16 protein-coding genes and 1 pseudogene are annotated in these 16889 nt (G+C 67.8%); 2 read left to right on the top strand and 15 right to left on the bottom strand.

Translation table 11 applies throughout. The annotated features are described in order from the left end of the window. Positions 1–25: 25 nt before the first annotated feature. The 11 genes from ACTRWB_RS33785 to ACTRWB_RS33835 all read right to left on the bottom strand — a co-directional run bounded on the left by ACTRWB_RS33785 (position 26) and on the right by ACTRWB_RS33835 (position 11487). Positions 26–1111: a sn-glycerol-3-phosphate import ATP-binding protein UgpC gene (locus tag ACTRWB_RS33785; RefSeq protein WP_446904440.1), complete on the bottom strand. Its 1086-nt coding sequence runs from the start codon at positions 1109–1111 to the stop codon at positions 26–28. Between the two features lie 32 nt (positions 1112–1143). Beyond that, on the bottom strand, positions 1144–1989 hold the full coding sequence (gene ugpE / locus ACTRWB_RS33790; RefSeq protein WP_129513535.1) for a sn-glycerol-3-phosphate ABC transporter permease UgpE: 846 nt from the start codon (positions 1987–1989) through the stop codon (positions 1144–1146). Then, a complete protein-coding gene (gene ugpA / locus ACTRWB_RS33795; RefSeq protein WP_193097497.1) occupies positions 1986–2870 on the bottom strand; it encodes a sn-glycerol-3-phosphate ABC transporter permease UgpA in 885 nt (294 codons plus the stop codon). The genes ugpE and ugpA overlap by 4 nt, the downstream gene beginning before the upstream one ends. Positions 2871–2966: 96 nt before the next feature. Next, positions 2967–4301: a sn-glycerol-3-phosphate ABC transporter substrate-binding protein UgpB gene (gene ugpB, locus ACTRWB_RS33800; protein WP_419685991.1), complete on the bottom strand. Its 1335-nt coding sequence runs from the start codon at positions 4299–4301 to the stop codon at positions 2967–2969. 90 nt (positions 4302–4391) lie between these two features. Then, positions 4392–5600 carry a deoxyguanosinetriphosphate triphosphohydrolase gene (locus ACTRWB_RS33805; RefSeq protein WP_446904441.1) on the bottom strand — a complete coding sequence of 403 codons (1209 nt, stop codon included), beginning with the start codon at positions 5598–5600 and terminating at the stop codon, positions 4392–4394. 40 nt (positions 5601–5640) lie between these two features. Further along, positions 5641–6720, bottom strand: coding sequence for a 3-dehydroquinate synthase (aroB, locus tag ACTRWB_RS33810; protein ID WP_419685990.1), 1080 nt, complete (start codon positions 6718–6720; stop codon positions 5641–5643). After that, a complete protein-coding gene (locus ACTRWB_RS33815) occupies positions 6717–7523 on the bottom strand; it encodes a shikimate kinase (RefSeq protein WP_446904442.1) in 807 nt (268 codons plus the stop codon). The genes aroB and ACTRWB_RS33815 overlap by 4 nt, the downstream gene beginning before the upstream one ends. Beyond that, the gene (locus ACTRWB_RS33820) at positions 7423–9060 is read right to left on the bottom strand and encodes a type IV pilus secretin PilQ (protein ID WP_446904443.1); all 1638 of its coding nucleotides are present in this window, start codon (positions 9058–9060) and stop codon (positions 7423–7425) included. The genes ACTRWB_RS33815 and ACTRWB_RS33820 overlap by 101 nt, the downstream gene beginning before the upstream one ends. After that, positions 9057–9923 carry a pilus assembly protein gene (locus ACTRWB_RS33825; RefSeq protein ID WP_446904444.1) on the bottom strand — a complete coding sequence of 289 codons (867 nt, stop codon included), beginning with the start codon at positions 9921–9923 and terminating at the stop codon, positions 9057–9059. Before ACTRWB_RS33825 ends, ACTRWB_RS33820 begins: the two co-directional genes overlap by 4 nt. Next, positions 9920–10564, bottom strand: coding sequence for a fimbrial protein (locus ACTRWB_RS33830; protein ID WP_446904450.1), 645 nt, complete (start codon positions 10562–10564; stop codon positions 9920–9922). Before ACTRWB_RS33830 ends, ACTRWB_RS33825 begins: the two co-directional genes overlap by 4 nt. Further along, positions 10564–11487 carry a competence protein ComA gene (locus tag ACTRWB_RS33835; protein WP_446904445.1) on the bottom strand — a complete coding sequence of 308 codons (924 nt, stop codon included), beginning with the start codon at positions 11485–11487 and terminating at the stop codon, positions 10564–10566. Before ACTRWB_RS33835 ends, ACTRWB_RS33830 begins: the two co-directional genes overlap by 1 nt. Before the next feature lie 226 nt (positions 11488–11713). On the opposite strand from ACTRWB_RS33835, the gene ACTRWB_RS33840 reads away from it, so the two are divergent. Next, positions 11714–14101 carry a penicillin-binding protein 1A gene (locus tag ACTRWB_RS33840; protein ID WP_446904446.1) on the top strand — a complete coding sequence of 796 codons (2388 nt, stop codon included), beginning with the start codon at positions 11714–11716 and terminating at the stop codon, positions 14099–14101. 80 nt (positions 14102–14181) lie between these two features. Here the strand turns inward: ACTRWB_RS33840 and cyaY are convergent, their stop codons facing one another. Further along, the gene (cyaY, locus tag ACTRWB_RS33845) at positions 14182–14508 is read right to left on the bottom strand and encodes an iron donor protein CyaY (RefSeq protein WP_193097490.1); all 327 of its coding nucleotides are present in this window, start codon (positions 14506–14508) and stop codon (positions 14182–14184) included. A 36-nt stretch (positions 14509–14544) separates the two neighbouring features. Here cyaY and lptM point away from each other — a divergent pair, with 36 nt between their 5' ends. Beyond that, the gene (gene lptM, locus ACTRWB_RS33850; protein WP_129513526.1) at positions 14545–14823 is read left to right on the top strand and encodes an LPS translocon maturation chaperone LptM; all 279 of its coding nucleotides are present in this window, start codon (positions 14545–14547) and stop codon (positions 14821–14823) included. Between the two features lie 81 nt (positions 14824–14904). Here the strand turns inward: lptM and msrQ are convergent, their stop codons facing one another. From msrQ to ACTRWB_RS33865, 3 genes and pseudogenes are all read right to left on the bottom strand, one after another. Further along, on the bottom strand, positions 14905–15591 hold the full coding sequence (gene msrQ, locus ACTRWB_RS33855; protein ID WP_446904447.1) for a protein-methionine-sulfoxide reductase heme-binding subunit MsrQ: 687 nt from the start codon (positions 15589–15591) through the stop codon (positions 14905–14907). Between the two features lie 20 nt (positions 15592–15611). Continuing rightward, the gene (gene msrP, locus ACTRWB_RS33860; RefSeq protein ID WP_129513524.1) at positions 15612–16607 is read right to left on the bottom strand and encodes a protein-methionine-sulfoxide reductase catalytic subunit MsrP; all 996 of its coding nucleotides are present in this window, start codon (positions 16605–16607) and stop codon (positions 15612–15614) included. A gap of 159 nt (positions 16608–16766) precedes the next feature. After that, positions 16767–16889: pseudogene (locus ACTRWB_RS33865) on the bottom strand (c-type cytochrome biogenesis protein CcsB); the annotation flags it as partial.

The following is a 16889-nucleotide window of genomic DNA, read 5'->3' on the forward strand; positions in this document are numbered from 1 at the left end:
TGGTCTCTCGCCAGGTGCAGCAGGTTCAGTCGGCACGCTTGCCGGTCTCGGGATCGAAGAAATGCAGCCGGTGCGCGGGCAGTGCGGCCGCCAGCGCCGTGCCGCGCGCGGGACGGTCGGCGTGCGGCAGGCGCACCGCGACGTCATGATTGCCCCAGCGGCCGTGCACGAGATTGTCCGCGCCGAGCAGCTCGCACGAGTCGACGGGCAGCGTCGCCTGCGCGACACCCGGCTGCGGCGTCATGTGTTCCGGACGCACGCCGAGCACCCAGTCGCGCCCGGTGGCGATCACCGTGCCGATGCCGGGCGCGCCGGCGACCGGCAGCGCCGGACCGCCACCCGCGACCGTGAAGGTCGCGCCATCGTCCGACAGCCGGCCGTGCATCAGGTTCATCGCCGGCGAGCCGATGAAGCCCGCAACGAACACCGTCGCCGGCTTCTCGTACACGTCGACCGGCGCGCCGATCTGCTCCGCGTAACCGCGGTTCATCACGATCACGCGCTGCGCGAGCGTCATCGCCTCGATCTGGTCGTGCGTCACGTAGACGCTCGTCGTCGCGAGCCGCGCATGCAGCCGCTGAATCTCGAGCCGCATCTGCACGCGCAGCTTCGCGTCCAGATTCGACAGCGGCTCGTCGAACAGGAACACCGACGGTTCGCGCACGATCGCACGCCCCATCGCGACGCGCTGCCGCTGGCCGCCCGACAGCTCGCGCGGCCGCCGCGCGAGCAGCGGCTCGAGTTCGAGGATCTTCGCCGCCGCGGCCACCCGCGAATCGATCGTCGCGCGCTCGATGCCGCGGATCTTCAACCCGTAGCCCATGTTCTGCGCGACCGTCATGTGCGGATACAGCGCATAGTTCTGGAACACCATCGCGATGTCGCGATCCTTCGGTTCCAGCGTGTTGACGACGCGCTCGCCGATCGCGATCTCGCCGTCCGTCACCGTCTCGAGCCCCGCGATCATCCGCAGCAGCGTCGACTTGCCGCAGCCCGACGGGCCGACCAGCACGATGAATTCGCCGTCGGCGATCTCCACGTCGATGCCATGCAGCACGTGCTGCTTGCCGTCGTAGGATTTCCTGACGCCCTTCAAGCTCAGCGCAGCCATACTTGGTCTTTCTCCCGGTTGCCGTCCGTCATTTATTTCTCGGAATCGACGAGGCCGCGCACGAACCAGCGCTGCATCGCCAGCACGACGACGAGCGGCGGAACCATCGCCAGCAGCGTCGCCGCCATCACGTACTGCCATTCGGTCGCGGCGTCGCCGCTCGCGATCATCGTCTTGATGCCCACCACCGCCGTCGACAGCGACGCTTCCGTCGTGATCAGGATCGGCCACAGATACTGGTTCCAGCCGTAGATGAACGTGATCACGAACAGCGCCGCGATGCTCGTCTTCGACAGCGGCAGCACGACGTCCCAGAAGAAGCGCAGCGGCCCCGCGCCGTCGATGCGCGCGGCATCCATCAGCTCGTCCGGCAGCGTCATGAAGAACTGGCGGAACAGGAACGTCGCGGTCGCCGACGCGATCAGCGGCAGCGTGAGCCCAGCGTACGTGTTCGTCAGGTGCAGCGTCGACACGACCTGCACGGTCGGGAAGATCCGCACCTCGACCGGCAGCATCAGCGTGATGAAGATCAGCCAGAACGCCGTGTTGCGGAACGGGAAGCGGAAATAGACGATCGCGTACGCGGACAGGATCGACATCGCGATCTTCCCGACCGCGATGCCGAGCGCCATTGCGAAGCTGTTCACGAGCAGGCGGCCGAACGGCGCCGTCGTGCCGCCGCTGCCGTGCCCCCAGATGTATGCGATGTTCTCGAACAGGTGCGTGCTCGGCACCAGCGACAGCGGCACCGTGAACACTTCCTGCGCGTTCATCGTCGCCGCGCAGAACGCGACGTAGACGGGGAACACGATCAGCACGACGCCCGCGATCAGCACCGCGTGGCAGAACAGGTCGAAGCCCTTGCGATTTTCGATCATGCGTATTGCACCCTGCGTTCGACGAAGCGGAACTGGATCACCGTGAGCCCGACGACGATGATCATCAGCACGACCGACTGCGCGCCCGAGCTGCCGATGTCGAGCCCCTGGAAGCCCTCCGCGAAGATCTTGTAGATCAGCGTCTTCGTGCTCTGCGCCGGGCCGCCCCCGGTGGCCGCGTCGATCACCGGGAACGTGTCGAAGAACGCGTAGACGAGGTTCACGACCAGCAGGAAGAAACTCGTCGGCGACAGCAACGGCAGCACGATGTTGAAGAAGCGCCGCACCGGCCCGGCACCGTCGATCGCCGCTGCCTCGATCAGCGAGCGCGGGATCGCCTGCAGGCCCGCGTAGAAAAACAGGAAGTTGTAGCTCACCTGCTTCCACACCGATGCGAGCACGATGAGGAACATCGCCTGTCCGCCGTTCAGCGCGTGGTTCCACACGATGCCGCCCTTCGCGAGCGCATACGTGATGAGCCCGATGCTCGGGTTGAACAGGAACGCCCACAGCACGGCCGCGATCGTCGGTGCGACGGCGTACGGCCAGATCAGCAGCGTGCGGTACACGCGCGCGCCGCGAATCACGCGGTCGGCGCACGCGGCGAGCACCAGCGACACGACGAGCCCGCTCACCGTGACGAGCGAGCTGAACACCAGGGTCGTGCGAAACGAATCGAGATACAGCGGATCGGCGAACAGGTGCGTGAAGTTCGCGAGGCCGACGAACTCGCTCGACGTGCCGAACGCGTCCTGCATCTGCGTCGACTGCCACAGCGCGACGCCGGCCGGCCACAGGAAGAACACGGCGGTGATCGCGAGCTGCGGCGCGATCAGCAGGTACGGCACCAGGCTCGTACCGAAGCGGGAACGGGATTGCATCGCGGATATCCGGTCAGGCGAAACGGAAAGGAAACCGCGCCGCCGGGCGGCACGCGCGCAAGCGCGGCACGTCCGGCGGCACGAAGCGATGCGTGCTCAGCCGCCCGACTTCTCGAAGCGGCGCAGCAGCTCGTCGCCGCGCGAGGCCGCCGAATCGAGCGCGTCCTTCGGCGATTTCTTCTCCGCCCAGACCTGCTCGAACTCCTCGTCGACGACCGTGCGGATCTGCGGCATGTTGCCCAAGCGCAGCCCCTTCGTGTACGGCAGCGGCGGCTTGTTCAGCATCTGCTTGATCGCGGTTTCGGCGCTCGGGTTCTTCGCGTAGAAGCCCTGCTGGCGCGTGAGGTCGTACGCGGCCGTCGTGACGGGCAGGTAGCCCGTGTCCTGATGCCACTTCGCGGCGACGGCCGGCGAGGCCAGGTAGGCGAGGAATTTCGCGACGCCCTTGTAGGTCGCCGGATCCTTGCCAGCCAGCACCCACAGGCTCGCACCGCCGATGATCGCGTTCTGCGGCGCGCCCTTCACGTTCGCGTCGTACGGCATCATCCCCGTGCCGTAGCTGAACTTCGCGAATTTCTGCACGTTCGCGAGTGCGCCCGACGACGTCGTCAGGATCCCGCAGTCGCCGCTGTAGAACTTCGCCGACGCTTCATCCTTGCGGCCCGCGTACGTGAACGTGCCGTCCTTGGCCATCTGCTGCAGGAACGCGACGTGCGCGATCTGCTGCGGCTTGTTGAATTCGAGCACGGCGTCGGTGCCGTCGAAGCCGTTGTTGCGGCTCGCGAACGGCAGCCCGTGCCATGCACTGTAGTTCTCGAGCTGGATCCAGCCCTGCCAGCCGGTCGTGAAGCCGCACGCCATCCCCGACTTGCGCAGCTTCTCGGCATCGGCCTTCACGTCGGCCCACGTCTTCGGCGGCTGGTTCGGATCGAGGCCGGCCTTCTTGAACGCGTCCTTGTTGTAATACAGCACCGGCGTCGAGCTGTTGAACGGCATCGACACGAGATGACCCGTCTTCGCGTCGCTGTAGTAGCTCGAGATGGTCGGCACGAACGCCTTTTCGTCGAGCGGCACGCCGGCCTGCTTGAACACGTCGTAGACAGGCACGACGGCCTTCTTCGCCTGCATCATCGTGGCGGTGCCGACTTCATACACCTGGAGGATCGCCGGCGCGTTGCCGCTGCGATAAGCGGCGATGCCGGCCGCGAGCGCCTGGTCGTAGGTGCCCTTGAAGACCGGCACGATCTTGTAGTCGCTCTGCGACGCGTTGAACTGCTCGGCGATCGCGTTGACCCGCTCGCCGAGCGCGGCCTCCATCGCGTGCCAGAACTGGATCTCCGTCGCGGCGAGCGCCATATGCTGCACACCGAACATCAGCGCGCCGCCAAGCGCGATCGAACGAACCACGGTCCCCGCAGGCTTCTTCTTCATCGACCTCTCTCCTATGAAAACGTTACCAACAGCGTGTGCAACATTCCCGTCGCCATTGAACCGGCGAAGTCTAGTGATCGTTTGTGACAGTCAGTTGTCGTTGATGACGAACAGGCGCTGATATTCCTTCAGCGCGAAGCGGTCGGTCATGCCGGCGATGTAGTGCGCGACGAGGCGCGGCTGCTGCGCCTGGTCTTCCGACTGGTACGGCGGCGGCAGCAGGCGCGGATCTTCGATGAACGCGTCGAACAGCCCCGTGACGACGCGCTGCGCCTTGCTCGCCATGCGCATCACCTTGTAGTGGCGATACAGGTTCTTGAAGAGAAAGCGCTTGAGGGCGGCCGCCTGTGCGGCGACCGTCTCGCTGTGCGACACGAGCGGCGGCGCGGCGCGCACGTCGTCGAGCGACGCGGGCGCGACGCGCGCGAGATTGCGCGTCGTCTCGTCGATCAGGTCGACGATCAGCGTGTTGATGATGCGGCGCACCGTCTCGTGCACGAGCCGGCGGCCTTCGAGGTGCGGGAATTCGGCGAGCGCCGCTTCGTAGTGGCGCTGCCACAGCTCGACTTCCGCGAGCTGCTCGATCGTGATCAGGCCGGAGCGCAGGCCGTCGTCGACGTCGTGGTTGTTGTAGGCGATCTCGTCCGCGATGTTCGCGAGCTGCGCTTCGAGCGACGGCTGGCGGCCCTGCAGGAAGCGCTCGCCGAGCGCGCCGAGCTTGCGCGCATTCTCGCGCGAGCAGTGCTTCAGGATGCCTTCACGCGTCTCGAAGCACAGGTTTAGCCCGTTGAACGCGCCGTAGTGCTCCTCGAGCTCGTCGACGACCGCAAGGCTCTGCAGGTTGTGCTCGAAGCCGCCGTGCTCGCGCATGCATGCATTCAGCGCGTCCTGCCCGGCATGGCCGAACGGCGTATGGCCGAGATCGTGCGCGAGCGAGATCGCCTCGACGAGATCCTCGTTCAGGCGCAGGTTGCGCGCGACCGAGCGCGCGATCTGCGCGACTTCGAGGCTGTGCGTGAGGCGTGTGCGGAACAGGTCGCCTTCGTGATTGACGAAAACCTGCGTCTTGTATTCGAGCCGGCGAAACGCGGTCGAATGAACGATGCGGTCACGGTCGCGCTGGAACTCGGTGCGCGCCGCCGGCGGCGTTTCGCGATGGCGGCGGCCGCGCGACTGCGACGCGTGGGCGGCATACGGAGCGAGATGGGCTTCCAGCGCCGCCAGCGTCGGCGGCTCGGCCACCGGCGCAGCGGGTGCGCGGTTGGCTTCGGGCAGTGTGCTGCTGGATGTCTCGCTCACGTCTCCTCCATGTCAGGGGCGCCGGGCATCCGGGCCGCCGTTAGCGCGTCGTCTGCGCCAGTGTTGCGAACACAGCCTCGTCCGGCGCCTGCGTGATCAGCGTATCGCCGAATCGCTTCAACAGGATGAACTTGATCGCGCCGGCCTCGGCCTTCTTGTCGACACGCATCAGGTCCATGTAGCGCGTGTCGCCGAGCGCAGGCCCCTGGGTCGGCAGATGCGCGGCCGCGATCACCGCGTCGAGGCGCTGCCGCGACGCTTCGTCGAGCAGGCCGAGCCGTACCGACAGGTCGCCCGCCATCACCATCCCGCAGCCGACCGCCTCGCCGTGCAGCCACTCGCCGTAGCCGAGCCCGGCCTCGATCGCATGGCCGAACGTGTGGCCGAAGTTCAGGATCGCGCGCAGGCCGCCTTCGCGCTCGTCGGCCGCGACCACGCTCGCCTTGATCTCGCACGAACGCTTCACGGCATGCGCGAGCGCAGCCGGCTCGCGACGGTTCAGCGCGCCGACGTTCGCCTCGATCCAGTCGAAGAATTCCGCATCGGCGATCGCGCCGGTCTTGATGACTTCGGCGACGCCGGCCGCCAGTTCGCGATCGGGCAGCGTCGTCAGCGCGCCGATGTCCGCGATCACGGCCTGCGGCTGGTAGAACGCGCCGATCATGTTCTTGCCGAGCGGGTGGTTGATGCCCGTCTTGCCGCCGACCGACGAATCGACCTGCGACAGCAGCGTCGTCGGCACCTGGATGAACGGCACGCCGCGCATGTAGCATGCGGCGGCAAAGCCCGTCATGTCGCCGACCACGCCGCCGCCGAGCGCGACGAGCGTCGTCTTGCGGTCCGCGTGCTCGGTCAGCAGGCCGTCGAAGATCAGGTTCAGCGTTTCCCAGTTCTTGTAGGCCTCGCCGTCCGGCAGCACGACCGTCGACACGCGCTTGCCGAGCGGCGCGAGCGCCGCGCGCAGCGCGTCGCCATAGAGCGGATCGACCGTCGTGTTCGTGACGATCGTGACGGACGAACCCTTGATGTGAGGTGCGAACAGCTCGGCGCGGCCGATCAGGCCGGCGCCAATGTGAATCGGGTAGGCGCGGTCGCCCAGATCGACGTTGACAGTAATCATGCTTGTAGCGGCTTGGCGATGACGCCCGCCAGTTCGAGTTGCATCAGCACCATGTTGACGAGACCGTTGACCGACGGACGGCCGGTCTCGATGACGAAATCCGCGCATTCGCGGTACAGCGGGTCGCGCACTTCGTACAGCGCTTCGAGACGCCCCTTCGGATCTTCGGTCTGCAGCAGCGGGCGGTTCTTGTCCTTGCGCGTGCGCAGCCACAGATCGTGCGGATTAGCACGTAGGTAGATGACGATGCCGTTGTTTTTCAGGCAGTCGCGATTTTCCTGGCGCAGCACCGCGCCGCCGCCCGTCGCGAGCACGATGTTCTCGCGCTGCGTGAGATCGGTGATCACCTGCGTTTCGCGATCGCGAAACCCGGCCTCGCCTTCCAGTTCGAAGATCACCGGAATGCGCGCGCCCGTGCGGGCCTCGATTTCGTGGTCGGAGTCGAAAAACGTCCTGTCGAGACGACGCGCGACCGCGCGGCCCACGGTGGTCTTACCCGCTCCCATAAGGCCGACGANCGCGCCCGTGCGGGCCTCGATTTCGTGGTCGGAGTCGAAAAACGTCCTGTCGAGACGACGCGCGACCGCGCGGCCCACGGTGGTCTTACCCGCTCCCATAAGGCCGACGAAAAATACGTTTGCATGTGGGTCCCGCGCTTGCAACGGCTTCCTCTGCTTCAATCTTGCTGGTGTGTGGCGCAGCTTACTGGCAAAGCGGCTGCCTTGTCGAGCCTGCGCCGGCGGCTTCCGGCCCCGTTTTCTCGGCACCTGCGTCGCCCGCGCCGCGCGCTTCGCAGCGCGCATCGACGACGGTCGGCGTGATGAAGACGACCAGTTCGTTGCGCTGGTCGCGCTGCGCGCGGTGCCGGAAAAGCGCGCCCAGAAACGGTATTTTGCCCAAGAGCGGCACGCGCGTCACATCGTTCCGGCTCAGTTGTTCATAGATCCCGCCGATCGCGACCGTCCCGCCGTCCTCGACCTCGACGCGGGTCTGCACGTGCTTCGTGTGGATCGCCGGGCCGGCCGCCGTCGGCTCGCCGACGCTGTCCTTCGTCACGTCCAGGTCGAGCACCACACGCCCGTCCGGCGTGATCTGCGGCTCGACCTCGAGCTTGAGCGTCGCGCGGCGGAACTGCACGCCGCTCATGCCGTTGCCGACCTTGGCCTGATACGGCAGCTCCGACCCCTGTTCGACGATCGCCTTGACGCGATCGGCGGTCACCACGCGCGGACGCGAAACGATCTGGCCCCGCCCCTGCGCCTCGAGCGCGCTCAGTTCGACGTCGAGTACGCGGCTGAGCGGCGCGGCAAACAGCGTGAAGCCGGCGGTCGCCGCGTCGAAGCCACCGAGCGGCCGCGCGGCAAGGTCGAGCGCGTTGCGCGCGTCCGTCGTGAACGTGGCGCCGTCGCCCGACGACGGCCGCCCCTGCGCACGCAGCGCGACGCGTGCGCCGAGATTGCGCGAGAAACCCTGCTCCCCCTCGACGATGCGGGCCTCGATCCGGACCTGCCGCGACGGCCGGTCGATCGCATCGATCAGGCCCTCGATCTGCGCGATACGCGGGGCAAGGTCGGTGACGAACAGCAGGTTCATGCGCGGATCGGCCGCCGCGGCGCCGCGTTTCGACAGCAGGCGCTGGCCGGTTGCGCCGGCCAGCAGCCGTTGCACGTCCTGCGCGCGCGAGTAGCGCAGCGCGAATGTACGGCTCGCGAGCGGCTCCAGATCCGCGGCCCGCGCATGCATCTCGAAGCGCTCGCGTTCGCGCGCGGCCAGTTCCGCCGCCGGCGTGACCCATATCACGTTGCCGCGCCGCGACATCGCGAGCCCGTGCGTGTCGAGCAGCGTGTCGAACGCATCGCGCCAGCGAACATTGTTCAGACGTAACGTCACGGTGCCGCGCACCTGCTCGCCGACGACGATATTGAGCCCCGTGAACCGCGCGAACGCGTCGAACGCGGCGGCGAGCCCGGCGCCCTGCAGATTCAGCGAGATCCGCCGCGCGTCGTCCGCATCGCCGGGTTGCCGTGCCGCGGCGTCGCTCATCCGGGCCGGCGGCGCCAACGGGATCGGCGGCCCTTCGAGCCCGGGGGCCGTTGCAGCGGCTTCGGCTTCCACCTGAACCGCCGCGTGAACCGCCTGATCGAACGGCGGCGAACCGGCCTCCGCCGATATGTCATTGCCCACGCTGCCGGCCACGCCTGACGGCGGCGGCAGGCCCGGCACCCGTGCATCCATCGACGCGGCGGGCCAGACGGCCGGCAGCGGCGGCAACGACGCGCCTGCACCGGCCGCCGTCAACCCCGCCCAGACGGCGAGAGTCCAAGATCCAAATCTCGTCATGGCCGACCTCCATCGCCCATGACGAGCCGATGCGCCCCGTCGGCCGTCGCGAGCGTTACTGCCGCGGGGTCGACACGCACCACGCGCGCGGCGCCGAGTGCTTCCCCGGGCGCCACGGCCGTGAACGCACCGTCGCCATCGTCGAACAACGCGAGACCGGCACGCGCGTCGCGAATCGTGCCGGCCAGGCGGGTCGCCCGACCCTCCGCGTCAGACGGGCCAGCCCCGCCAAAGGGATCGGTGTCGAGCGCGGCGGCCTGAACCAGCACCGTGCCACCTGCGGTCGTTACCGCCGGCAGCGCCGGAAACACGTCGATCGACATTTCCACCCGCGCCGACTGTATGCCACGTTCAACGCGCAGCGCCGACGGCACCGCCAGTACCGGGAAGCGCGCCAGCCCGCCGATCATGTGCAACAACGCGCCAAAGCCGCCATCCGCAACGATGCGCACCGTGCACCGGCCATCCGGCGCCGCGCCATCGGCGCGCTGCGGCTCGATCGATACGCCATTCAACCCGCTCGATGCGGCAAGATCAGCCAGTTCGAGCATCAGCGCGGCCCATTCCGGCGCACGCGACAAGCGATCGTCGCGCGCTGGCGCCGGATGTGCGTCGCGTCGTTGCGCAGCGGCAGCGAGGACGCGCTGCGCGTCGGCCGCACGCACCTGCGCCGCCGCCAGCAACGTGCGACTGTGCGCGAGCCCACCCCAGTCGCCAGAATTCGCCAGATGAATGCCGCCCGCCAGTACGGCGACGAACGCGAGCGCACAGCCTGCGACATGCGCAGCCGCCGGCGACACGCGCCACTTGCCGCTCAGCCACGCGTCGCCGCGCAACGCGCCCCGATGCGTGAGCGCCGTCATGCGCTACCTCCTGGCGGTTGCCGCGGCGGCATCGCGTCGTGCCAGCGCAGTTGGACCGAGAACCGGAACGGCATCCCGGCCGCCGCGACCGGAGCCTCCGAAGCCGGCTTCAGCGCCTCTATGTCGATCCGCCAGTCACGCTGCTCGCGTGCCATCGCCGAGAGCCACCGCGCGGCCGCCCGGTAACTCGTGGCGCGCGCATCGAGCACGGCACCGGTCGCTGTGGTGCGCAGCGCGTCGAGCCGGACGGTGCCGTCACGCACTTGCGCCAGCGTCGCCAGCAGCCCTGCGACGCGCCGGTAAGGCTCGGCAAGCGCGGCTGCCTGCACTTCGCGCTGCGCGATGACGACGGCTGCGTTGGCGGCGCGCGTCGCGGCGCCCACCTGCGGCTGCAACTGTCGCAGCCGCGCCTCCACGCTCGCGCGCTCGGCGTCCGCCCGCCACCGCGACAAGGTGGCGACGCCCGTCCACAAGCCGACGCCGAATACGCCGAGCAGGATCGCCATACCGCACTGCACGGCCCGGCGACGCCTCAACGCCTGTGCCAGCCGCTCGCGGTACGGCAGCAGGTTGAAGCCGCCGAGCCCCGCGCGGCCGTCCGGACCCGCCCCAAGCACGTTTATCGGAATGCGCCCGACCATCATTCCCACACTCCGCGCAACGCCAGCCCGAACGCGACGGCGAATGCCGGGCCGCCCGGCATGCCGGCGGGCGGGCACGGCAGCCCGTCCCAACCCGTGCAGTCGAACGGCACCGCTACCACGCCGAGCACGTCGCCGATCTCGGCGACGGACGTACCGAAGCGGGCGATGCACCGCTCGTCCCCGGCCACGAGGACGCAGCGCGCGGCCCCGAGCGCACGCTGACGCAATGCATCGGCGAACGCCCCCGGCACGGCGCCGGACAGCGTGAGCACCGGTGCGGCCACCGGGCCGTCGATGCGCCAGCCGTGCACGCCCGAGTCGCAGAACCAGAGCCCGGCGTAGCCGCCATGTACGTCGAGCTCGAACTGCGCGGCATAGCGCAACGCGCGCAGCACGGCGGCCGACTCGCCGTCGACCGCCGTCAGATCGACACCGGCCTGGGCCGCCACGTCGATCCGCCGCTCGAGCAGCGCCAGCGGAGCCACCGCAACCGCGATCTCGCCGGATCGCGCCCCGCCGTCCTGTCGCCAGTCGAACGCGAGACTGTCCGGCGCCAGCCCGGAGATTCGCTCGGCCGCCTGCCGTGCGGCGTCCGCGATGTCGTCACGCCCGGCCAGGTCCAGCGTCGCGGTACGCATCTCGTCGTCGTGCAGCGCCATCACGCCGCGCGCGTCGCACCGCACGCCCACCGCCGACAGCCGCGACACGGCCGCCGCCAGCGCACGCGCGACCGCGGCCCAGCGCGCGTCGTCCGGCCCGCCCGCCAGCCCGACCGGCTCCCGCTCGAGCCCCTCGATGCACACCTCCGCGACACGGGCGCGCCGGCTCAGCACGACCACCCTCACCTCGTCCGCGCCGACGTCGATTCCCGTCGACCAGTGCCTGCCCTGCGCGAACCGCGCTCCCCATCGTCCCGCCATCCCAGCCTCCCGCGATCGTCGCGGCCCACGCCGCATTTCCGAGGCCTGATTCTGCAAAACGGTGCGTGCGGCCGACAGTCGGCCGAACGGCCAGCAATGGCTCGCGGCGGCCGCGCGAGGACTATGCTGGTGGTACGCCAACTCGCGATGTTCAGGCGGGCGGCGCCCGCGTCAGGACCGGTCTTACCGGGCAGCTATAATCGCGGGACTGTTTTCCGGTATGCCTATGCAATCCACGACTCCTACGTCCCCGCCTCCTGCCCCGGAGCCGAAGAAGCGGCCCTGGTGGCAAAAAGTCATGCTCGGCTTCGCCGCGATGTGCGTGGCCCTCGTCGTGGCCGGCGGCCTCGTGCTCGGCTACGCGCTCGTCGTCGCCTGGCCGAACATGCCGTCGCTCGATGCGCTGACCGACTATCGCCCGAAGGTGCCGCTGCGCATCTATACGTCCGATCACGTGCTGATCGGCGAATTCGGCGAGGAGCGCCGCGACGTCGTCCATTTCAAGGACGTGCCCGATTCGCTCAAGAAGGCCATCCTCGCGATCGAGGACGCGCGCTTCTACGATCACGGCGGCGTCGACCTCACCGGCATCATCCGCGCCGGCTTCGTCGCGCTGACGAACGGCCACGCGTCGCAGGGCGCGAGCACGATCACGATGCAGGTCGCACGCAACTTCTTCCTGTCGAGCGAGAAGACCTACACGCGCAAGATCTACGAGATGCTGCTCGCGTACCGGATCGAGCGCGCGCTGACGAAGGATCAGATTCTCGAGGTCTACATGAATCAGATCTATCTCGGCCAGCGCGCATACGGCTTCGCGAGCGCCGCGCGGGTCTATTTCGGCAAGGACCTGAAGGACATCACGCTCGCGGAAGCGGCGATGCTCGCGGGGCTGCCGAAGGCGCCGTCCGCGTACAACCCGGTCGTCAATCCGAAGCGCGCGAAGGTGCGCCAGGAATACATCCTGCAGCGGATGCTCGAGCTGAACTTCATCACGCGCGAGCAGTACGACGAAGCCGTCGCGCAACCGCTCGTCGTCAAGGGCCCGGGACGCGATTTCAGCGTGCACGCCGAATACGTCGCGGAAATGGTCCGGCAGATGATGTACGCGCAGTACCGCGAGGAAACCTACACGCGCGGCTTCAACGTCGTGACGACGATCGATTCCGCGGACCAGCAGGTCGCGTACACCGCGCTGCGCAAGGGCATCATGGATTACGAGCGTCGGCACGGCTATCGCGGGCCGGAGGGCTTCATCGAGCTGCCGGCCGGTGCCGACGACCGCGAACAGGCAATCGACGACGCGCTGCTCGAGCACCCCGACAACGGCGAACTGATTGCCGCGGTCGTCACGGCCGCGAACCCGCGCCAGATCACGGTCGCGTTCATCGACGGCAGCAATGCGACGATCGAAGGCGACAACCTGCGCTTCGCGTCGGGCGCACTGTCGACCAGCGCGCAGCCGAACCGCCGCATCCGCCCCGGTGCGATCGTCCGCGTCGTGAAGAACGATGCCGGCAAATGGTCGATCACGCAGTTGCCGCAGGTCGAAGGCGCGTTCCTGTCGATCATTCCGCAGGACGGCGCGATCCGCTCGCTCGTCGGCGGCTTCGACTACAACAAGAACAAGTTCAACCACGTCACGCAGGCCTGGCGGCAGCCGGGTTCGTCGTTCAAGCCGTTCATCTACTCGGCGTCGCTCGACAAGGGCCTCGGGCCGGCAACCGTGATCAACGACGGCCCGCTGTATTTCAGCGCCGCCGAAACGGGCGGCCAGCCGTGGGAGCCGAAGAACTACGGCGGCGGCTTCGAAGGCCCGATGTCGATGCGCACTGCGCTGCAGCGCTCGCGCAACCTCGTGTCGATCCGGATCCTGAACCACATCGGCACGAAGTACGCGCAGCAGTACATCACGCGCTTCGGCTTCGACGCCGATCGCCATCCGGCCTACCTGCCGATGGCGCTCGGCGCGGGCCAGGTCACGCCGCTGCAGATGGCCGGCGCGTACTCGGTATTCGCGAACGGCGGCTATCGCGTCAATCCGTACCTGATCGCCGAAGTCACCGATCCGAACGGCGCGATCGTCGCGCGCGCGCAGCCGCTCGTCGCCGAGCAGAACGCGCCGCGCGCGATCGACGCCCGCAACGCCTACGTGATGAACAGCCTGCTGCAGAGCGTCGCGCAGCGCGGCACGGGCGCACGGACCAACGTGCTGAAGCGCACCGACCTCGCGGGCAAGACCGGTACGACGAACGACTCGCACGACGCATGGTTCGCCGGCTACCAGCACACGCTCGCCGCGATCGCATGGATCGGCTACGACAACCCGCGCAGCCTCGGCGATCGCGAAACCGGCGGCGGCCTGTCGCTCCCGGTCTGGATCGACTACATGGGCGCCGCGCTGAAGGGCGTGCCCGAGTTCAAGCCCACGGTGCCGGACGGCGTCGAATCGCTCGGCAGCGAGCTGTACTTCACCGACTTCACACCGGGGCACGGCTTCGTGTCGACGGTCGGTGTGCCGCAGGCGCCGGTCGCGCAGAACGTCGACGAAGCGGTGCCGCACGTCGACGAACAGGAAAAGCAGGACATCATGAACCTGTTCCGCGGCCACTGACACGCGCCCGGACATCAAAAAAGCGCCCTGCGGGGCGCTTTTTCTTTGGGTACGACGTTCGGGGCCCGGCGCCCCGGCCGTCACGCGCTGAACGTGATCGGCAGGCCGGCCTGCTGGGTCGCGTATTCGGTGAGCGCCGAGTAGAACTCGGTGCCCGTACGCGTATCGCGCCATTCGCCGTCCACGAAACGGTAGTGGAATCCGCCCGCCTTCGCGGCGATCCACACTTCCTTCATCGGCGGCTGCAGGTTGACGATGATCTTCGAGCCATTCTCGAACGTCAGCGTCAGGACGCTGCCGTTGCGCTCCAGATCGATGTCGTGGTCACCGTCGTTCGCGGTGTCGACGGTACGCTCGACGGCCGTCAGCACGGCCTCGGCACGGGTCAGGTATTCAGTATCGGACATGCTAAACTCTATCGGTTCAATTGTTCAGGGACGATCATGCGAGTCGTTTTCCGGATGAGCGCGATTGTAGCGGCTTTGGCGATTCTTGCCGGCTGCGGTCAAAGCGGCGCGCTCTATCTGCCCACCGTGCCTCCGCTGCCAAAGCCGATCCAGCAGCAGGACACGCCGCCGTCGGACGTGACGCCTACCGATGACAACGCGTCGTCCGACAGTGTGCCCGATTCGTCCGGTACGCCGCTCATGCTGTCGCCCGAGCTGTCGAGCGGTACGTCGAAAATGCCCGCACCGGCGTCGAGCCCGGCCGTCACGCAGTAACGGCGCGACGCCGCCCGCGCGGCTCGCGAAACAAGGCGATGGCCTCCCAGTCATCGCCTTTTGTTTTTTCAGGCCGCGCCGTTACGCACGCACGCGCCGCCATCCCCATGCGATCAGCCGCCAGCCCAGCAGCGCAGCGACGATCGCGGCGTAAAGCCTGGGCTGCGCGAGATTGTGCTTGCCGGCCCTCATCCACCAGAAGTGCAGCACGCCGAACAGCGCGATCGCGTAGATCGCGCGGTGCAGCGTCGCCCAGTGTCGGCCGAGCCGGCGCACCATCGCGCGCGGCGACGTCGCGGCAAGCGGAATCAGCAGCACGAACGCCGCGAAGCCGACCGTGATGAACGGGCGCTTGCCGACGTCCTTCAGGATCGCGACGACATCGAACCACTTGTCGAACCACAGATAGGTCGTGAAGTGCAGCGTCGCGTAAAAGAACGCAAACAGCCCGATCATCCGGCGAAAGCGCAGCAGCGTGGCGGCCCCCGTCATGCGCCGCAGCGGCGTGACGGCCAGCGTGATGCACAGCATCACGAGCGTCCACAGGCCGGTCGAACGCGTGATGAATTCGATCGGATTCGCGCCGAGCCGGTCGGTCAGCCCGAACAGCACGAGACGCACGAGCGGATAGAGGCCGGCCACGAAAACCAGCACCTTGGCCGGCACGAGCCAGCGCGGCGAGGCGGCACGGATCGCACCGGCCCGCGCCGCCCGTTCAGCCGGTCGGGCGCCGGCCGCACGGGCGGGCGTCAGCGTCGAAGGAGGCATGTCGTTTCTCACCATCGCGCTCAGAAATTCTTTTTCAGGTCCATGCCCTGATACATCGACGCGACCAGATCGCCGTAGCCGTTGAACATCAGCGTCTTGCGCTTCGGCGTGAAGAAGCCGTCCTCGCCGATGCGCCGCTCGGTCGCCTGGCTCCAGCGCGGATGATCGACGTTCGGATTCACATTCGAATAAAAGCCGTACTCGTTCGACGCATAGGTGTTCCAGCTCGTCTTCGGCTGCTTGTCGACGAACCGGATCTTCACGAGCGACTTCGCGCTCTTGAAACCGTACTTCCACGGCACGACGATCCGCACCGGCGCGCCGTTCTGGTTCGGCAGCACCTGCCCGTAAACGCCCATCGTCAGCAGCGTCAGCGGATTCATCGCCTCGTCCATCCGCAGCCCTTCCGAGTACGGCCAGTCGAGCACGGGGGTCGAGAGGCCCGGCATCTGCGACGGATCGGCCAGCGTGATGAACTGCACGTATTTCGCGTTGCCGGTCGGCTGCACGCGCTTGATCAGCTCGGATAGCGGCACACCGATCCACGGGATCACCATCGACCATCCCTCGACGCAGCGCAGCCGATACACGCGCTCCTCGAGCGGTGCGAGCTTCAGCAGTTCGTCGAGATCGAACACCTTCGGGTGCTGCACCTCGCCCTCGACGCTCACGCGCCACGGGCGTGGCCGAAGCGTGCCGGCGTTCTGCGCCGGATCGCTCTTGTCCGTGCCGAATTCGTAGAAGTTGTTGTAGGACGTGATGTCCTTGAACGGCGTCACCTTGTCCGCCGCGACGAACTTCGGATTCGTTTTCGCCGCGAGCTTCGCCGCCCGCGCGTCGGGCGACGCATACGCGGCGAATGCCGGGCCGCTGCCGCCGAGCAGCCCGCCCGCCGCCGCGAGGCCGGCCGCCTGCAAGATACGCCGCCGGTTCTCGAACACCGCGCGCGGCGTGATCTCGCTGGGCGCGATATCACCGCCGGTCAGTACGTTCCGCAAAGGACGTTTGATCCACATCGTGCAGTTCCTCCTGCATGCGCCGCGCGCACGCTTCATCAGCGTTCGACCCGACCCACCGTGCGCCGTTCGACGCCCGGGTCGCCCGCCCGTTACAAAAGAAAACCGCCGGGCACGCAGTGCACCGGCGGTCTTATAGTCGGACGAGCGGCGAAAATCTTACAGCTTGCCGTAGCTGTGCAGCCCGGACAGGAACATGTTGACGCCGAGGAACGCGAACGTCGTCACGAGCAGGCCGGTGAGCGCCCACCACGCGGCAACCGCGCCGCGCAGGCCCTTCAT

Source organism: Burkholderia sp. YIM B11467, assembly GCF_052952715.1.

Coding starts and splice junctions, on each gene's coding strand:
- ACTRWB_RS33785 (WP_446904440.1), bottom strand. CDS start 1,111: ATGGCTGCGCTGAGCTTGAAGGGCGTCAGGAAATCCTACGACGGCAAG.
- ugpE (WP_129513535.1), bottom strand. CDS start 1,989: ATGATCGAAAATCGCAAGGGCTTCGACCTGTTCTGCCACGCGGTGCTG.
- ugpA (WP_193097497.1), bottom strand. CDS start 2,870: ATGCAATCCCGTTCCCGCTTCGGTACGAGCCTGGTGCCGTACCTGCTG.
- ugpB (WP_419685991.1), bottom strand. CDS start 4,301: ATGAAGAAGAAGCCTGCGGGGACCGTGGTTCGTTCGATCGCGCTTGGC.
- aroB (WP_419685990.1), bottom strand. CDS start 6,720: ATGATTACTGTCAACGTCGATCTGGGCGACCGCGCCTACCCGATTCAC.
- ACTRWB_RS33820 (WP_446904443.1), bottom strand. CDS start 9,060: ATGACGAGATTTGGATCTTGGACTCTCGCCGTCTGGGCGGGGTTGACG.
- ACTRWB_RS33825 (WP_446904444.1), bottom strand. CDS start 9,923: ATGACGGCGCTCACGCATCGGGGCGCGTTGCGCGGCGACGCGTGGCTG.
- ACTRWB_RS33830 (WP_446904450.1), bottom strand. CDS start 10,564: ATGGTCGGGCGCATTCCGATAAACGTGCTTGGGGCGGGTCCGGACGGC.
- ACTRWB_RS33835 (WP_446904445.1), bottom strand. CDS start 11,487: ATGGCGGGACGATGGGGAGCGCGGTTCGCGCAGGGCAGGCACTGGTCG.
- ACTRWB_RS33840 (WP_446904446.1), top strand. CDS start 11,714: ATGCAATCCACGACTCCTACGTCCCCGCCTCCTGCCCCGGAGCCGAAG.
- cyaY (WP_193097490.1), bottom strand. CDS start 14,508: ATGTCCGATACTGAATACCTGACCCGTGCCGAGGCCGTGCTGACGGCC.
- lptM (WP_129513526.1), top strand. CDS start 14,545: ATGCGAGTCGTTTTCCGGATGAGCGCGATTGTAGCGGCTTTGGCGATT.
- msrQ (WP_446904447.1), bottom strand. CDS start 15,591: ATGCCTCCTTCGACGCTGACGCCCGCCCGTGCGGCCGGCGCCCGACCG.
- msrP (WP_129513524.1), bottom strand. CDS start 16,607: ATGTGGATCAAACGTCCTTTGCGGAACGTACTGACCGGCGGTGATATC.